Annotated in this window: 13 protein-coding genes; 5 read left to right on the top strand and 8 right to left on the bottom strand. The window is 68.4% G+C overall.

The window, feature by feature from the left end; translation table 11 throughout:
* Positions 1 to 65: 65 nt before the first annotated feature.
* From QZV94_RS02675 to QZV94_RS02700, 6 genes are all read right to left on the bottom strand, one after another.
* Complete coding sequence (locus tag QZV94_RS02675) at positions 66 to 1,253, bottom strand: DUF4238 domain-containing protein (RefSeq protein WP_293676256.1); 1,188 nt, start codon at positions 1,251 to 1,253, stop codon at positions 66 to 68.
* 109 nt (positions 1,254 to 1,362) lie between these two features.
* Positions 1,363 to 2,460: an acyl-CoA dehydrogenase family protein gene (locus tag QZV94_RS02680; protein ID WP_293676257.1), complete on the bottom strand. Its 1,098-nt coding sequence runs from the start codon at positions 2,458 to 2,460 to the stop codon at positions 1,363 to 1,365.
* A 156-nt stretch (positions 2,461 to 2,616) separates the two neighbouring features.
* Positions 2,617 to 3,822 carry an acyl-CoA dehydrogenase family protein gene (locus QZV94_RS02685; protein WP_293676258.1) on the bottom strand — a complete coding sequence of 402 codons (1,206 nt, stop codon included), beginning with the start codon at positions 3,820 to 3,822 and terminating at the stop codon, positions 2,617 to 2,619.
* A 146-nt stretch (positions 3,823 to 3,968) separates the two neighbouring features.
* Entirely contained in the window at positions 3,969 to 5,174 is a 1,206-nt protein-coding gene (locus tag QZV94_RS02690) for an acyl-CoA dehydrogenase family protein (RefSeq protein WP_293676259.1), read from the bottom strand.
* 56 nt (positions 5,175 to 5,230) lie between these two features.
* Positions 5,231 to 6,439 carry an acyl-CoA dehydrogenase family protein gene (locus QZV94_RS02695; RefSeq protein WP_293676260.1) on the bottom strand — a complete coding sequence of 403 codons (1,209 nt, stop codon included), beginning with the start codon at positions 6,437 to 6,439 and terminating at the stop codon, positions 5,231 to 5,233.
* 25 nt (positions 6,440 to 6,464) lie between these two features.
* On the bottom strand, positions 6,465 to 7,682 hold the full coding sequence (locus QZV94_RS02700; RefSeq protein WP_293676261.1) for an acyl-CoA dehydrogenase family protein: 1,218 nt from the start codon (positions 7,680 to 7,682) through the stop codon (positions 6,465 to 6,467).
* A 116-nt stretch (positions 7,683 to 7,798) separates the two neighbouring features.
* Here QZV94_RS02700 and QZV94_RS02705 point away from each other — a divergent pair, with 116 nt between their 5' ends.
* On the top strand, positions 7,799 to 9,463 hold the full coding sequence (locus QZV94_RS02705; RefSeq protein WP_293676262.1) for a phosphatidylglycerol lysyltransferase domain-containing protein: 1,665 nt from the start codon (positions 7,799 to 7,801) through the stop codon (positions 9,461 to 9,463).
* On the opposite strand, the gene QZV94_RS02710 is transcribed toward QZV94_RS02705, so the two are convergent.
* Positions 9,460 to 9,666 carry a hypothetical protein gene (locus QZV94_RS02710; protein ID WP_293676263.1) on the bottom strand — a complete coding sequence of 69 codons (207 nt, stop codon included), beginning with the start codon at positions 9,664 to 9,666 and terminating at the stop codon, positions 9,460 to 9,462. The two genes, QZV94_RS02705 and QZV94_RS02710, sit on opposite strands and share 4 nt — an antisense overlap.
* 133 nt (positions 9,667 to 9,799) lie before the next feature.
* Here QZV94_RS02710 and QZV94_RS02715 point away from each other — a divergent pair, with 133 nt between their 5' ends.
* The 4 genes from QZV94_RS02715 to QZV94_RS02730 are packed head-to-tail and all read left to right on the top strand — an operon-like array spanning position 9,800 to position 14,688.
* A complete protein-coding gene (locus tag QZV94_RS02715; RefSeq protein WP_293676264.1) occupies positions 9,800 to 12,427 on the top strand; it encodes a Localization factor PodJS in 2,628 nt (875 codons plus the stop codon).
* A 42-nt stretch (positions 12,428 to 12,469) separates the two neighbouring features.
* Positions 12,470 to 13,393 carry a sulfite exporter TauE/SafE family protein gene (locus QZV94_RS02720; RefSeq protein ID WP_293676265.1) on the top strand — a complete coding sequence of 308 codons (924 nt, stop codon included), beginning with the start codon at positions 12,470 to 12,472 and terminating at the stop codon, positions 13,391 to 13,393.
* Positions 13,390 to 14,214 (top strand): TIGR02186 family protein, encoded by an 825-nt coding sequence (locus tag QZV94_RS02725; protein WP_293676266.1) that lies wholly within the window; start codon positions 13,390 to 13,392, stop codon positions 14,212 to 14,214. The genes QZV94_RS02720 and QZV94_RS02725 overlap by 4 nt, the downstream gene beginning before the upstream one ends.
* Before the next feature lie 6 nt (positions 14,215 to 14,220).
* On the top strand, positions 14,221 to 14,688 hold the full coding sequence (locus QZV94_RS02730; protein ID WP_293676279.1) for a DUF3429 domain-containing protein: 468 nt from the start codon (positions 14,221 to 14,223) through the stop codon (positions 14,686 to 14,688).
* A gap of 29 nt (positions 14,689 to 14,717) precedes the next feature.
* Here the strand turns inward: QZV94_RS02730 and QZV94_RS02735 are convergent, their stop codons facing one another.
* Positions 14,718 to 16,262 (bottom strand): carboxylesterase family protein, encoded by a 1,545-nt coding sequence (locus QZV94_RS02735; RefSeq protein WP_293676267.1) that lies wholly within the window; start codon positions 16,260 to 16,262, stop codon positions 14,718 to 14,720.
* Between the last annotated feature and the right edge of the window lie 41 nt (positions 16,263 to 16,303).

The raw sequence follows: 16,303 nt of genomic DNA on the forward strand, positions 1-16,303 counted from the left end.
CGAGGCGAAGCGCCTCACCCCGCAGGCAAACTCCGTCCATGGGTTTCAGGGCGCGGTGTGGGCAACTAAGCTAGCCAAGCCTTCCAGCCACCGACCCTCTCAAACAAGGGATGGGCGAGAGCGAAGTCCCGAGCGGACGGAACCAATCCCGGTTTTCGACCCAAGTCAGAATACTCTTGCACGATCTGCGCCCAGGCGCGGTCTCGGACGAGTCCCGCTGCGCTTCGGGTGTCCGCGAAACTCGGCTTCATCCGGACATTGAAGTCTCCCAGGACAAGCACTCCGGTCGGCCGGGTGAAGTGGTGGCTGATGAGGTAGGAGCCTTTCTTTCCCTCCTCGGCATCAGCGGTCGTCCGAACGTACTTTCCCGCCTCCACCTCGGCATAGACTTGGAGCACCACCTTGCCTTCCCGGTCCTCCCGCGCCAGTTCTGCCAATCGCCTGTTGACGGAGAATCCAATTCTAGATGGATCGGAAAAGTAGATGTTTCGTAGAGACGACGCGGAGATCGCTCGGTTTATCGCAATTACGTCCGCTCGCTTTGTAAGTGTTACTCGACCTGGATTGGTATCCCGGTACGAATAGACGCCAGGGGCGAAAGCCAACAAGCAGTGCGAAGGTGAGATTGGCATTATGACCACTAGCCCGGCGGTTATCATGCCTGAAGAGTGGTCTGGCCTCGACGAAGGTCGAAACATGTTTGTCTGGATTACCGGGGCATCACTGGTGAGGAAATGAGTTTCCGGAGCGGCCCGCAGGAACACCACGCGGAGGTCATACAAGGAGGCCGACGAAAGCGTGTGCGCCCTGAGAGAGTCGATTACGTCCGTGCGCGGCCGTGTCTCCTCGAGAGCCTTCTTCGCCGCGGCGGCCCCGTAGAGCTTGGCCATGAGGTCGGCGCTGCCTTCGTGGAAGCTGGCTATCAGTAATTCGCCAGCCTCTGTGCGGCCGCGCAGTGTCGCAACGTAGAGCCAGAGAATCTCACGCTCAGCGCGGTTGGGAAGGTAATTATCGAACCGATCTATGTTTCGGAACAGATCGATCGCGTGACCTTCTAGGGATGATATCGCAACCTCAAGTTTACCATCCGTTCCGTAGTAATAATTCTTGTAGCATTGATCTCGGATGCTTGCTCCCAGAATAACGCGCTGCGTGGAAATGTTGCCGATACAGATAGTCGTGCGCTCGGCATTATTTGCAAAGCGTTGAAGGTAGGACCGCGGCACATAGTGCTGGCGCTTGTGTTCAGCCACTCACTTAGAGTGACGCGAGTCGCATAGCAGCAAAAACCCCGCCGGCCAGTGACCGACGGGGCTCCCGCAACTCAGCCGCTAGCGGCCCGCTGACGCGAGCCGCCGCTGATCAGTACCCCTGGATCCGCGCATACCGGTCGCGGTGGTACGCCTGGTTGCCGAACGCCGCCTCGGCCGCCCGGGCGCGCTTCAGGTAGAAGCCCGCGTCGTGGGCGTCGGTCATGCCGATGCCGCCGTGCATCTGCACCATCTCGTTGCTCACCAGGTGGAAGGTGTCGCCCATCTTGGCCTTGGCCAGGGACGCCAGCTCCGGCACCTCGGCGCTATCGGCGTCGATCGCCGCGAGTGCGGCTTCCACCGCCGAGCGCGACAGCTCCAGCTCGGTGAACATCTTGGCCGCCCGGTGCTGCAGCGCCTGGAAGGAGCCGATCACCTGGCCGAACTGCACGCGGGTCTTCAGGTAGTCGAGGGTGACCTCGAACGCCTGGGTGGCGGCGCCCAGCATTTCGGCGGCGAGGCCGGCGCGGGCGCGGTCCAGCACCTTTTCCAGCAGCTCAGCGCCGCCGTTCAGCTTGGCGTCGTCGCCCACCGCCACGTCCTTGAACTCGACGTTGGCGGCGCCGCGGCTGTCGGCCAGCGACAGCTTGGTGCGGCTCACCCCCGCCGCGTCGGCCGGCACGAGGTAGAGCTCGACCTTGCCGCCGGACTTGGCGGAGACCACGAACACGTTGGCGGCCATGCCCTCCAGCACGAACACCTTCTTGCCCGACAGCTTGCCGCCCTTCACCTCCGCGGAGACCTTGTCCGGCGCGTGGTGGGGACCTTCGTCGATGGCGAGCGCGGCGATGGCCGAGCCCTCGGCGATCTTCGGCAGCCATGCCTGCTTCTGCGCATCGCTGCCGCCCAGGATCAGCGCCGAGGCGCCACCCAGTCCGGACGCGATCAGCGGCGAGGCGGTGAGCGTGCGGCCCAGTTCCTCGAGCACCAGGCCCAGGGAGAGGTAGCCGAAGTTCGAGCCGCCGTACTCCTCGGGGATCACCACCCCGGCCCAGCCCATCTCGGCCATCTCGTTCCAGGCGGCGACGTCGTAGCCGACCTCGACCCCGCTATCGCGCATCTTGCGAAAGGCGGTGACGGGCGACTTCTCCTGCACCCAGCTCTTGGCCGCGTCGCGCAGCATGCTCTGTTCTTCGGTGAGAACGGCCATCGGTAGTTCTTCCTCTCTCAAAATAGGCTGTCATCCCGGACAAGCCCCGCGCGAGCGGGGCGCCGAGCCGGGACCCAGGAGGGGCCGTGCGCCGGCCTCTGGGTCCCGGCTCGACCTTTCAGGCCGTCCGGGATGACGGATGTTGTTGATACGACTTCACTTGGATTGCGTAAGGTCAGGCAAGCCCAGGATGCGTTTGCTGACGATGTTGGCCTGCACCTCGTGGCTGCCGCCGAAGATCGTGAACGCCTTGCCGAACAGCCAGCCGCGCACCGCCGCCAGCTCCGCGGCCGAAAAGGCGTCGCCCTCCCAGCCCAGGCCCTGGCAACCCATGATCTCCAGCGTCATCTCGTGGCGCTCCTGGAGCAGCTCCGTACCGGCGTTCTTCATGATCGAGGTGGCCGAGGAAGGGCTGGCGTTACCCTTGGCCTCGATCATCGCGCGCACCGCCGTCTGCTGGAAGGCGCGCATGTTCATGGCGTTGGTGGTCAACCGGGTGCGCAGGTCGGAGTCGGCGATCCTGCCCTTGGCGTCCACGCCCACATAGTCCTTGGCCAGGTCCTCCAGCGCCTTGCCGGCGCCGCCCAGCGACCCGCCGGCCCCGGTGAGGCCCGAACGCTCGTGCTGCAGGAGCCGCTTGGCGATCGTCCAGCCGCCGTTCAGCGGCCCGACCAGATCCTTCTTCTCGGCCCGCGCGCCGGTGAAGAAGGTCTCGCAGAAGGGCGAGGACCCGGCGATCAACCCGATCGGCCGAACCTCGACGCCCGGCTGGTGCATTGTGAACAGCACGAACGAGATGCCCTCGTGCTTCTTGGACGTGTCCGTGCGCACCAGGCAGAAGCACCAGTCGGCGTACTGGGCGCCGCTTGTCCAAATTTTACTTCCGTCAATTTGGAAGTGGTCGCCCTTGTCGACCGCCTTGGTGGAGAGCGCCGCCAGGTCCGAGCCCGCGCCCGGTTCGGAGAAGCCCTGGCACCACTGCACCTCGCCGCGGCAGATCGGTGGGATGTGCTCCTGCTTCTGCGCCTCGGTGCCATATTCCAGCAGCGTCGGGCCGAACATCATCACGCCCATGCCGCCGATGGGATTGTAGGCGCCGGCGCGGGCGAACTCGCCGCTCACCACGCGCGCCTCGGCGCTGGAGAGCCCGCCGCCGCCGTATTCCTTCGGCCACGTCGGCGTGCCCCAGCCCTTGGAGCCGACGGCCTTGCGCCACGCCTCCATGGCCGGCGTCGGCTCGGTGCGCTCCTCGGTCAGCGCCGAGACCCCCGCGCCCTTCAGCGACGCCGGAAAATTCTGCGCCACCCACTCGCGGACTTCCTTCCGGAAGGCCTCCAGATCCGTCCCGCCAAAATCAGCCATGTGAAATACGTCCTCTTCAAAATCTAGGATCGTCATCCCCCGGCTTGTCCGGGGACCCATGATCGCTGCGCTGGCAGGTAAAATTCCCGAGGCCGAGATCATGGATGGCCCGGACAAGCCGGGCCATGACGAGTCTTGGTGGCGTCCTACCCCTGCGTCGTGTCCGGCAGGCCCAGGATGCGCTTTGAGACAATATTGCTCTGCACCTCCTGGCTGCCGCCGAAGATGGTCGTGGCCTTGCCGTAGAGCCAGGTCCGCACGGTCTCCAGTTCGTCCTTGTCGAAGGCCTCGCCTTCCCAGCCCAGCCCCTGGTGACCCATGATCTCGAGCATCAGTTCCGCCCGGTTCTGGCCGATCCAGGTGCCGGAGTTCTTCATCACCGAGGTGGTGGCCGAGGGGTTCACGTTGCCCTTGGCCTCGTCCATGGCCCGCAGCACCGTCAGCACGTGGGCCTTGGCGTTGATCTGGTGGGCGGCGAGACGGGCGCGCAGGTCGGCGTCGGCGAGCCTGCCCTTGGCGTCAGCGCCCACGTACCTCTTGGCCAGGTCCGGCAGGCTCACCCCGCCGCCGCCCGCCGTGCGGGCGCCGCCCTGGCCGACGCGCTCGTGCTGCAGCAGGCGCTTGCCCACCGTCCAGCCGCCGTTGAGCGGCCCCAGCATGTCGTCCTTCTCGGCCCGAGCGTCGGTGAAGAAGGTCTCGCAGAACGGCGAGACGCCGTTGATCAGCTTGATCGGCCGTGTCTCCACGCCCGGCTGATCCATCTTGATCAGCACGAACGAGATACCCTCATGCTTCCGCGAAGTATCCGTGCGGACCAGGCAGAAGCACCAGTCGGCGTACTGCGCGCCGCTTGTCCACGTTTTCTGGCCGTTGATCTTCCAGTGGTCGCCGGCGTCTTCGCAGCGCGTCTGGAGACCTGCCAGGTCCGACCCCGCGCCCGGCTCGGAGTAGCCCTGGCACCAGCGGACTTCGCCCTTCACGATCGGCGGGATGTGGCGCTGCTTCTGGGCCTCGGTGCCGTATTCCAGCAGCGTCGGGCCCAGCATCGACAGGCCCATGCCGACCATCGGGTTGTAGGCCCCGATCCGGTCCATCTCCTGCTGCAGGACGCGAGCCTGCGGGCCGGAGAGGCCGCCGCCGCCGTAGGCCGTCGGCCACGTCGGCGTGCCCCAGCCCTTCTGCGCCATGGCCTGCTTCCAGGCCAGGTGGTCGCCGCTGGGCTTCACGCCGCCCATCATCATCCGCGTCCCGGCGTCGGGGTCGTCGCGCAGCGACTGCGGATAGTTGGCCTCCAGCCATGCCCGGGCCTCGGCCCGGAAGGCGTCCAGCTCGGATCCGCCGAAATCGGCCATCACCGTCCTCCCAGAAATGTCAGCGCTTCAAATACCGCGTCTTCAATCCCGGCAGTCTACTTCGGATCGGGCAATCCGAGCACCCGCTTTGCGACGATGTTGAGGTTGATCTCCGAAGTCCCGCCCTCGATGGAGTTGGCCTTCGAGCGGAGCCAGGACCGCACCGCCCCCAGCTCCTGCTCGGCGAAGCCGTCGCCCTCCCAGCCGAGGCCGGCCAGGCCCAGCGACTCGAGCATCAGCTCGTTGCGCTCCATTGCGATCTTGGCGCCGGCGTACTTCATGATCGCCGCGGTGTTCGACGGCCCGTTCGACGCGCGCGCATCGTCCGCCGCGCGCTTCATGGTCAGTTGGAAGGTGCGGTTTTCCATCAGGTGGTCGGTGATCCGCCGCCGCAGGTCCGGCTCGTTCAGTCGCCCGGTCTCGTCGACGCCTAGCCGCTCTTTCGCCGCCTCCGGGATCGTCTGCACGGGCCCGGTCTGGCCGATGTTGCCGCCGCCCAGGGAGCCGGCGATGGAGTCCCGCTCGAACATCATCAGCCGCTTGGCCACCGTCCAGCCGCCGTTCAGCGGTCCCCAGAGCTGGTCCTTCGGCACCTTCACGTCGGTGAAGAACATCTCGCAGAACGGCGCAGTCCCGTTGATCAGGTGGATCGGCTTGATCGTGACGCCCGGGTCCTTCATGTCGATGAGCAGGAAGCTGATGCCCTCGTGCTTCTTCGACGTGTCCGTACGGACCAGGCAGTAACACCGGTCCGCGTGCTGTGCGCCGCTTGTCCAGATTTTCGAACCGTTGACCAGGAAGTGGTCACCCTTGTCCTCCGCCCGGCAGGCCAGGCTCGCCAGGTCCGACCCGGCCCCGGGCTCGGAGTAGCCCTGGCACCACCAGACGTCGCCACTCACGATTCCGGGGAAGTGCTCCTTCTTCAGGGCCTCGCTGCCATACTCCAAGAGGGTCGGGCCGAAGAAGGTCACGCCCATGCCGCCGATCGGGTTGCGGGCGCCGATCTTGGCCATCTCCTCCTGCAGGACCCTGATCTGCTCGCGCGAAAGGCCGCCGCCGCCCACCTCCTTGGGCCAGTGCGGCACGCCCCAGCCCTTGGCGCCCAACGCCTTGCGCCAGGCCGTGGCCTCGGGCGTTTCGGGCTGGGCCTGCAGCTTGGCCAGCTGCAGCTCCGGTTTGCCCGCGAGCGCCTTGGGGAAGTTGGCTTCGAGCCAATCGCGGACCTCGGTCCGGAAGGTCTCCACGTCGCCGCCGAAGTCCGCCATCACACTGCTCCTACCTAGCTCGTTCTTACTTGGGATCCGGGAGGCCGAGCACGCGCTTGGCCACCACGTTAAGGTTCACTTCCGAGGTGCCGCCCTCGATCGAATTGGCTTTGGTCCGCAGCCAGCCGCGGGTGGCGACGATCTCCGGTGTCTCGAAGCCCTGGCCCTCCCAGCCCAGGCCCTGGTGCCCGAGCGCCTCGATCATCAGTTCCGATCGCTCCTTGGCGAACTCGGCCGCGGTGTACTTGATGATCGACGTGGTCGCCGATGGCCCGTTCCCGCCCTTCGACTCCGCCGCGGAGCGCGCGATGGTCAGGCGCAGGGCCTGGAAGTCCATCTTGTTCCTGGTGATCCGGGCCCGCAGATCGACGTCGCTGAGCTCGCCGTCGTCGCCGGCATACTGTTTGGCCAGGATGGCCAGGTCGCCGGAGGCGCCGCCTGCAGAACCCCCATCACCGAAGCCGGCCGAGATGTTCTGCCGCTCGTACTGCAGCAGCCGCTTGGCGATCTCCCAGCCGCCATTCACTCGGCCGACCAGGTTCTCCTTGGGGATCTTCACGTCGGTAAAGAAGGTCTCGCAGAACGGGCTCTCCCCGCTGATCAGAGCGATCGGCCGGGTTTCGATGCCTGGCGTGGCCATGTCGATCAGCACGAACGAGATGCCCTCGTGCTTCTTGGACGTATCAGTACGTACGAGGCAGAAGCACCAGTCGGCGCGATCTGCGTAGCTTGTCCAGATCTTCGAGCCGTTGATCAGCCAGTGGTCACCCTTGTCCTCACACCGGGTCGCGAGCGCGGCGAGGTCGGAGCCTGCGCCGGGTTCCGAATAACCCTGGCACCAGCGGACCTCGCCGTTGACGATCCGGCGCAGGTGAGTCTGCTTCTGCGCCTCGGTGGCGTATTCCATCAGCACCGGGCCCAGCATCCAGATACCGAAGGCCAGCACGGCCGGCCGCGCCTTGATCCGCGACAGCTCTTGCTCCAGGACCCGCGCCTCGGCGGGCGACAGCCCGCCGCCGCCGTATTCCTTGGGCCACGTGGGTGTGGTCCAGCCCCTGGCCGCCATTCGGCGCATCCAGACGATCTGCGGATCGCTGGAGTCCGCGAACCGCCGTCCGCCCCACACCGCCTCGGGATCGGTCCGGGTCGTTGTATCGTTCAGCTCGGCCGGATAGTTGGCCTCGAGCCACGAACGCGCCTCCTTGCGGAACGCGTCGAGCTCGGTGGCGCCGAAGTCGGCCATGGCGGTCTCCAGGAACTTAAGTCGGCCCCGAACTTAGCGCCCGTCGGGGCCAGGGCAAGCGGGATGAAACAGTTGTTTGAGCGGACTGCACGCAACCTCGCCTATACAGGCTCCTGATGCGCCTCTTCCGCCATCCCGCCGTGACCGCCGCCGCCCCCTGGACAGCCGCGTTGCTGACCCTTGGGATCGGCGTGCTGCTGCTGGCCTCGGGCGCGCGGCCGTCGATGCCCACCCGGTTCATCCGCCTGATGGAGTTCGAGCCGGTCCTGCTGATCGAGATCAGCCACTTCGTCTCGAGCGTGCTGGGCCTGGTCCTCGTGATGCTGGCGTTCGGCCTGCGCGCCCGGCTCGGTGGGGCATGGGTGGCCACGCTGGTGACCTTGCTGGTGGCCGCCCCGCTCAGCCTGGTGAAGGGCTTCGTCTGGGAGGAGAGCGCCCTGCTCCTCGGCCTGGCCGCCCTGCTGGCGCCCTTCCACCACGCCTTCCCCCGGACCGCGCGCCTGAGCCGCATGGAAGTGACACCGGGTTGGCTGGCGTCGGCCGCGTGCCTGGTTATCGGCGCCGGGATGATCGGGCTGTGGTCGTTCCAGAACGCGGATTACGGCGACCTCCCCTGGTGGCGCGTCATGGCCGACGAGGACGCCGCCCGCTCGCTTCGGGCGTGGGCGGGCTCCGCGCTGGCTCTCTTGGCTTTCGGCGTGTGGCGGTTGCTGGGATCGGCCGCCACGCCGCCCATCGTCGGCGAGGCGGACCCCGACTACGAGCGCGTGCGCGCCATCCTGGCCAAGGCCGAGGTGTCCCGGCCGACGTCGAACCTCGCGCTGCTGGGCGACAAGCGGTTTCTGTTCTCCGCCTCCGGCGAGAGCTTCCTGATGTTCGGGGTCCGCGGCCGCAGTTGGATCGCGCTCGGCGCCACGGTGGGTCGCCGTGACGAGCGGCTGGACCTGCTCTGGCGCTTCCGCGAACTGGCCGACGCGCACGCCGCACGGCCGGGGTTCTACAACCTCGAGGCCGAGGACCTGCCGGACGTGGTCGAGCTGGGCTTCGCCATCCAGAAGATGGGCGAGGGGGCCGTCGCCCCGCTGGAGAGCTTCACCATAGAAGGAACCAAGCGGGGCAACCTGCGCCGTGCGTGGCGCAAGGCCGGCGAGGAGGGTGCCACCTTCGAGATCGTCCAGCCGGACGACCTGGGCCCGATCATGCCGGAGCTAAAGCGAATCTCCGACGCCTGGCTCGAAACTCACGCGGGCGGCGAGAAGGGCTTTTCTCTCGGCGGTTTCTCCGAGCGCTACGTCGGAGAGTTCCCGGTGGCCCTGGTGCGCTGGGAAGGCCGGATCATCGCCTTCGCCACCTTGTGGACCGTGGCTTCGCGCAGTGCTTTCTCCATCGACCTCATGCGGTTCGTGCCCGAGGGGCCGCCGCGGATCATGGACTACCTGTTCGTGGAGCTCATCAACTGGGGTCGAGCTGAGGGCTATGCAGCCTTCGATTTCGGCATGGCGCCGCTGTCGGGCCTTGATGACCGTCCCCTGGCCCCGACGCTCTCACGCGTTGGACGGCTGATCTTTGACCGTGGGGAGGAGATCTACAACTTCCAGGGCGTGCGCCATTACAAGTCGAAGTACGATCCCATCTGGCAACCCCGCTTCGTCGCCGCTACGCGCATGTGGGCGATTCCGCTGCTGCTCGCGGATGCCGGCCTGCTGGCCTCAGGCGGCATGGCTGGCCTCGCCAAGCGCCCGAAGAAGGCCGATGAGCCTGCGCTGCCGAAGGCCGCCTAGCCGCCCGGCCGGTGGATGCCGAGCGCCTGAAGGGCGGTGAACAGAACGGCGATCGCCGCCGCCGTCGCCAGGACCATGATCATCCGCCACGGGATCAGGCGCGGGCCTTTCATGGGATTGGGCGGGCGCGCGCCCCGCCAACCGGCGAACCCGGCCAGCGCCGCGAGGCCTCCCGCCAGGCCCAGCATGATACGAACATCCATCGGACAGCCCTAACCGAGACGGGCCACCTCATCCACAGGTACCGCTGCCGCACACCAGATGTAGCGTCTACGCCGCGTTTACACCCCAGCAATCGGCGCCTAACGTCCTTAACTGCACGGAGACGCGATTCGGATGAGCGCGGGGGCGCCCTGGAGCGTAAAGGGGATCGACCCCAAGGCCCGTGAGGTCGCGAAGGACCTTGCGCGGCGCTCCGGCATGACCCTGGGCGAGTGGCTGAACCGCGTGATCCTAGATGATGACCTCCCCGAGGAGGTCAGCGCGGAGAGCCAGTTCACCGAGCGGCCGCACCGCGCGGCCGCGCAACCCTTTCGGCCCGCGCCGCCGCGGCTAACGGCGGTCCCAACGTCTCCCGACTTGGCCCGCGTGGCCTTCGCCCTGGACCGCCTTACCGATCGCATCGAGGCTTCGGAGACCCGTACCGGCCTGGCTATCGGCGGGGTCGAGCATTCGGTCCGACAGGCCTTGGCCCGCATCGACACCACCGAGCGCGAGCAGGCGGTCGTGGCGGGCCGTCTGGAGGCCACGCTGGCCGAGACTGTGGCCGAGCAGAACGGCTTTGGCGAGCGCCTCGGGCGCGTAGAGGCAGCGGTCGGGCCGCGCTCGCTGGAGGCGATCCGCGCCCTGGAGGGCCGCCTGGCTCGCGCGGAGCCCGACGCGGTGGTCGAGGCGGTGCTGCAGCGACTGGGTGAGCGGATCGCCGAGGCCGAGGGCCGCACGACGCAGGCGCTCGAAGCGCTGCAGAATTCGCTGTCGGCTCTCGACCAGCGGGTCTGGAGCGTCGAGCACGGCGCCACCGACCATGCGGAACTGAAGTTCGAGTCCCTGGCCCAGGTGCTCACCCATCGAGTCGAAGCCGTCCGCGCCGAGGTGGCCCAGAAGCTGGCCGACAGCGCTGGCGGTGCGGTCGAAACCCGCCTGGCCGAGATGGCGGAGCACATCCGCCAGGCCGAGCGCCGCTCGACCCAGGCCGTTGAGGAGATCGGCCGCCACGTCTTGTCGATGGCCCAGGCGGTGGGGAAGAAGCTGGAGGAGGCCGATCAGCGCGGCGCCGACGCCATCGACCAGATCGGCGTCGAGGTCGCTCGCATAGCGGGCGCCGTGGAACTGCGCCTGGCCCGCGGCGAACAGGCTCAGGCCCAGGCCTTCGAGCGCCTCAGCGCCGAACTCACCCGCGCCAGCCAGGGCCTTGCCGAGCGGCTCACGGCGTCCGAGCAGCGCGCGGCCAGCGCCATCGAAGGCGTCGGCGACCAGGTGGCTAGGGTCACCGAGCGCATCGAGGCCCGCCACGATCGCACCACCGCTGATGTCGCAGCGCAGATCCGCCAGAGCGAGGAGCGGGCCGCCAGCTTGCTGGAGGAGGCTGGGCGGCACAATCTCGGCCCGCCGCCCGAGCCGGAGCCCGAACCCGCCGATGGCGCGCCCTTCGGGCCGGAGCTCTTCGCGCGCGCGGAAGCCGGGCTGCGGTCGGGGCCCGAGACCATTCAGGCCCCTGAGGCCGCCGCCGATGTTGTCACCGCGACTTGGCGACGGCTGGAGCTCGATCCGCCGGAGCCTGAGGCGACCGACACCTTCGCGCCCATCGCCGAGACCGACGACGACGACATCTTCGCCGCGCCCGCCGCTAAGGACGAACTGCCTGACGGCCAGCCGCCCACGCACCCGCCACAGCTGTCGACGCGCGAGGTGATCCAGCAGGCCCGCGCCGCCGCCCGCGCCGCCCGCGGCGAGGACGAGCCGCCCATGCCGCAGGTCACCGCCAAGGTCGCACCGCGCGCGGCGACCGGCCGGCTGTTCCAGGGCTTCGGGCAGGCCTTCGGCGGCCGTCCGCGCCGGGCCCAGAACACCACGCTGCAGACGGCCCTGATGGTTGCCGGCGGCGCGGCCTTCCTCAGTGTCGGCGCGGCCGGTATCGCCCTGATGCAGGGCCAGGACGATCGCCAGGAAACCGCCGCCCAGCCGTTCGGTCCCGCCCCTCGAGCCGCCGTCGCCCTCACCCCGGGCCTCGCGCCTGGTCCGGGCCAGGCTGGCAGCGCCACGCGCCCGACCTTGGCCCAGGTTCGCGCCGATGTCGAAGCTGGCGCGCCCGGCGCGCTGCAGTCGCTGCGGGCGTTGGCGGAAGCCGGCGACGCCCAGGCCCAGCTCTACCTGGGCCAACTGTATGACGCCGGGAAGGCGGGCCTGATCCGCGATCCGCAAGAGGCCAGGCGGCTTACCGCCATGGCTGCCGAAAGCGGCGACGCGGCCGCTATGCACAACCTCGGCGTCTACTATTTCCGCGGGGAGGGAGGTGGCGCGGACTTCACCGCCGCCGCCCAGTGGTTCAAGAAGGCCGCCGCCGCCGGCGTCGTGGAGAGCCAGTACAACCTGGGCCTGCTCTACCAATCGGGCAGCGGCGTGCCTCGCGACCTGGCCGAGGCGCGCCGCTGGTTCACGCGGGCGGCTGAGCGGGGCGACGCCGGAGCCACGCGCGCGCTCGCCGACATGGCCACGCCCGGAGCCCAGCGGCCCACAGCCCAGCGGCCCACAGCCCAGCGTCCCGCGTCCTCCGGCGCCGCCGCGGCGCCGCCGGCGATTTCGGAGAACGTGCGGCACGCCCAAGGCATACTGGCCAAGCTCGGCTACTATGATGGCCCCGCCGACGGTCAGGCCAGCGAGGCCTACAAGGTCGCTCTGTTCCGCTATCAGCAGGACCAGCGCGACCAGGCCGTGGGGCCCAAGCCCTATTTCGCGTCGCGCTGATTGCCGCTGGACCCCGGCCCCGCACGGACGTAGGCGCGGAACGTGGACATCTACCTCCCCATCGCCGAGGTCGCGGTCAACGCCCCGCTCATCGTGGCCCTGGGGGCTTTCGTCGGGTTCATCTCCGGCATGTTCGGCATCGGGGGCGGCTTCCTGATGACCCCCATGCTGGTGTTCCTGGGCATTCCGCCGGCGGTGGCGGTCTCATCCATGGCCCATCACGTGGCCGCGTCGTCCACCTCCAGCGTCATCGCCTACGGACGCCGCCGCGCGGTGGACTTCCGGATGGGCGCGGTGTTGGCGGCGGGCGGTATCGCCGGGGCCTTCGCCGGCGTCGAACTGTTCCGCGTCCTGCGCCTTCTGGGCCAGGCCGACCTGGTGGTGGCGGCGTCCTACCTGGTGTTCCTCAGCGTTATCGGTGCGCTGATGCTGGTGGAGAGCCTTCAGGCGATCCTGCGTCGCCGCCGCGGTCAGCCGCCGCCGCCGCGCCGCGACCGCCGCCCGGTGTGGCTCTATGGCCTGCCGCTGAAGATGCGTTTCCCCCGCTCGCGTCTCTACATCAGCGTCATCCCGCCCCTGGCGCTGGGCGGCTTCGTCGGCGTGCTCTCGGCGATCATGGGCGTGGGCGGCGGCTTCATCCTGGTGCCGGCCATGGTCTATGTCCTGCGCATGCCCGCCGGCATGGTGGTGGGCACCAGCCTGATGCAGATCATCGTCACCGCTGGCCTCACCGGCGTCCTCCAGGCCGGCCGCAACCAGACGGTCGACATCGTGCTGGCAGTGCTGTTGATCGCCGGCGGTATCGTCGGCGCGCAGTTCGGCGCCCGTGCTTCTTCGAGGTTCCGCGCGGAGGAGTTGCGCTCCGTCCTCGCCGTCATCGTCCTGGTGGTCGGCCTGCGCATGGGGCTCGACCTGTTCCTTGCCCCCGACGAGCCGTTCGTCCTGATGTCGGGGCTGGGCGGATGATCGGCCCCATCCTTGCCGTCGCCGCCGCGCTTGCTCCTCCCGCCCCCTCCACCGCCCCATCCCACACCGGGGGCGGAGCAGGAGGCCAGGCGGCTATCTCGGCGGCGCTGACCGACACTACGGTCGAGGTGAAGTCCGATTTCCGGGGCGCCCGTATCGTGCTCTACGGCGCCGTCTTCGACCCTGCGGCGCGGCCCAGCGACGTCGTGATCCTGGTGCGCGGGCCGGAACAGCCGGTGCGCATCACCCGCAAGCAGAAGGTCGCAGGCTTGTGGCTGAACAGCCGCCCCGTGGTGTTCCGCGGGGCGCCGGGCTTCTACCGCGCCGCCTCCAACCGCCCGCTGGAGGACATCGCCAATTTCAGCACCTTGCGACGCCTGGGCGCGGGTGTTGACCACCTGCCCATCAATGCGCCCGCGGAACGGCGGATCGAGACGCGCTATGGCGTGCGCGACGTGGTCGTCTATCGCCAGGGCGCCGACTACTACGTATGGCGCCGCGCGGTGGTCCGGCTGAAGGAGAAGGCCGGCCTCTATCACGAGGACGGCCGTGGCGTGCGCTTCGTCGACCGCGGCCTGTTTCGCGCCGAGATCGAGCTGCCCACCGGCGCCCCGACCGGTGTCTATCGCGCCGACATCCTGCTGTTCCAGGGCGGCCGGGCGGTTTCCACGCGTACGCGAACCCTCACCGTGAAGAAGGTCGGCTTCGAACGGGCTCTTTACGTATGGGCGCATGACAGGCCATGGTCCTACGGATTGGCTTCGATGGCGTTCGCGCTGGTAGCCGGTTGGGCGGCCTCGGCGGCATTCCGGAGAGATTGATTGCTCATGGATGACGTGCGGGTCCCCGCGAAACGAGAGTCGATTCCGCCCGCGCTTTGGGCCATCGCCCTGGTGGCGCTCTCGCCCTTCCCGGTCACCGCCGGCCTCTATGGCTACGGCCCCCAGGAGACGATGGCGGCGGCTCTGTCGGCGATGCTGCAGTGGTCCGCCGTGGTGCTCTCCTTCCTGGGGGGCGTGCGCTGGGGGCTCGAAACCCGGGAGCCTGCGCCGCGGCCCATGCGCCAGGTCTTCTCCGCCATGTGCGCCGTCGCCGGCTGGGTGATCCTGCTGTCCCGCGGCCGCACCCCCGACACCTGGATCATCGGAGGCTTCATCGCAGCCTTCCTGATCCAGTGGCTCTTCGACCACCAGACGCCCGACACGCCCTCGCGCTATCCGGTTCTCTCAACGGCCGTCACCACCGCCGCCTGCGTCTCGCTAGCCCTGTGCCTGGAGAAGGCCTTGAGCGCGTAGCGGGATGACCGTCGCTGGGATGGCAGGCGCTACTGTCCCCCTGACGCGGCCATCTGCTCGACCAGGTCCAGGCTCTCCTTGCGGAAGTTGGGCCGCGGGTGCACGCCATCGACGCCGAACTCCAGCACCGTTTCACCCGCGCTGAACGCCGGCCAATTTTCCCCAGGATCGCCGGTCCTGGCGAAATTCACCCAACTGGTGATCGCTGCGTCGGAGACCTGGCGATCCTCGGCCGTCGCCGCCGGAATCGTCACGGGTCCCATCACGACCGGCGCCGTGGGAAGGTTGCCGAAGACGTAGGCGATCTCGCCACCGTGCGCGAGGCCATGCACCTTCCCCCGTTGCGCCGCGGGCAGGTAGGAGAAGTGGTAGAGCCAGGCCTTCTGCCCAGCTTTGGCGTGCAGCCGCGCCAGGTAGCGGTCCGGCTCGGTCACCATCGATTCGGTCATCAGGTCGTTGGCCGCCGCGGCCTTGTCGCCGCCATAGGCCGCCAGTAGCTGGTCCTTCAAGGCTCCGGCTCGCGCCAGGAAGATATCCGGCGCCTGCGCCGCCTGCGGAAACAGGCTGGCCTCATAGCTGGTGCCGCCGGCGATGTAGGGGACCTTCGCCTGCCGCCCGCCCGCGAACGCCAGCTCGGGGCCCTCCTTCAGCAACACGCCGTCGACGATCGGCGAGGGGATTGCCGGATCGGTCAGGCCGCTCACCGGCTCCGACAGTTGCTGCGCCGACAGCGCTCGAAGCGCCTTGGCCGCCTCGGGCCCACTCCCGGTGATCCCGGCCTTGATCGCATAGGCGCCGCCCATGCCCTCGCCCGTACGGCCCTCGCCGCGGATCGGCACGCCGTTGCTGCGCCCAAACCCGGACTGCGAGATCGCCTTTTGGAACAGGCCCCGCGCGTCGGGCGCCGCCATCAAGAAGTTGACCAGGATGCCGCCCGCCGACTCGCCGAAAATGGTCACGTTGCCGGGGGCGCCGCCGAACTGAGCGATATTGGCCTTCACCCACTTCAGCGCCGCGATGTTGTCCATCAACCCATAGCTGCCCAGCGGGCCGCCCTCGGCGCTGATCGCCGGGTGAGCGAAGAATCCGAGCCGGCCCAGGCGGTAGTTGACGGTCACCATCACCGCGCCCCGCTCGGCGAAGTGAGTTCCGTCGTAGAATGGCGTGCCGCCTGTCCCAAGGATGAACGCCCCGCCGTGGATCCACACCATCACCGGCAGCTTGGCGCCGGGCTTGGCGGTCGCCGGCGTCCAGACGTTGAGAGACAGGCAGTCCTCCGACTGTTCCATCGGCGGCGCGCCGGCCCGCGCCCGGGTCATCTGCATGCAGGCCGGCCCGAACCTGGTTGCCTCGCGCACGCCGCTCCAGGCGGCCGGGGAGGTCGGCGGCTTCCATCGCAGGTCGCCCACCGGCGGGGCGGCGAACGGAACGCCCTTGAAGCTGGTCACGGACCCATCGGTCGCCCCGTGAATCGTCCCCTGCGCCACCTTCACCGTGTCGCCGGCTTGGGCCGATCCTGTGGCTGCCGCGAGCATCAGCCCCGCCGCGATCGCCGCCCAGCTGCGCAGTCCCATCGACCGTCTCCCCAAACCTGTTCTTCGAACAATTGACGCAG

Source organism: uncultured Phenylobacterium sp. (assembly GCF_902826855.1).
Classification (GTDB): domain Bacteria; phylum Pseudomonadota; class Alphaproteobacteria; order Caulobacterales; family Caulobacteraceae; genus Phenylobacterium.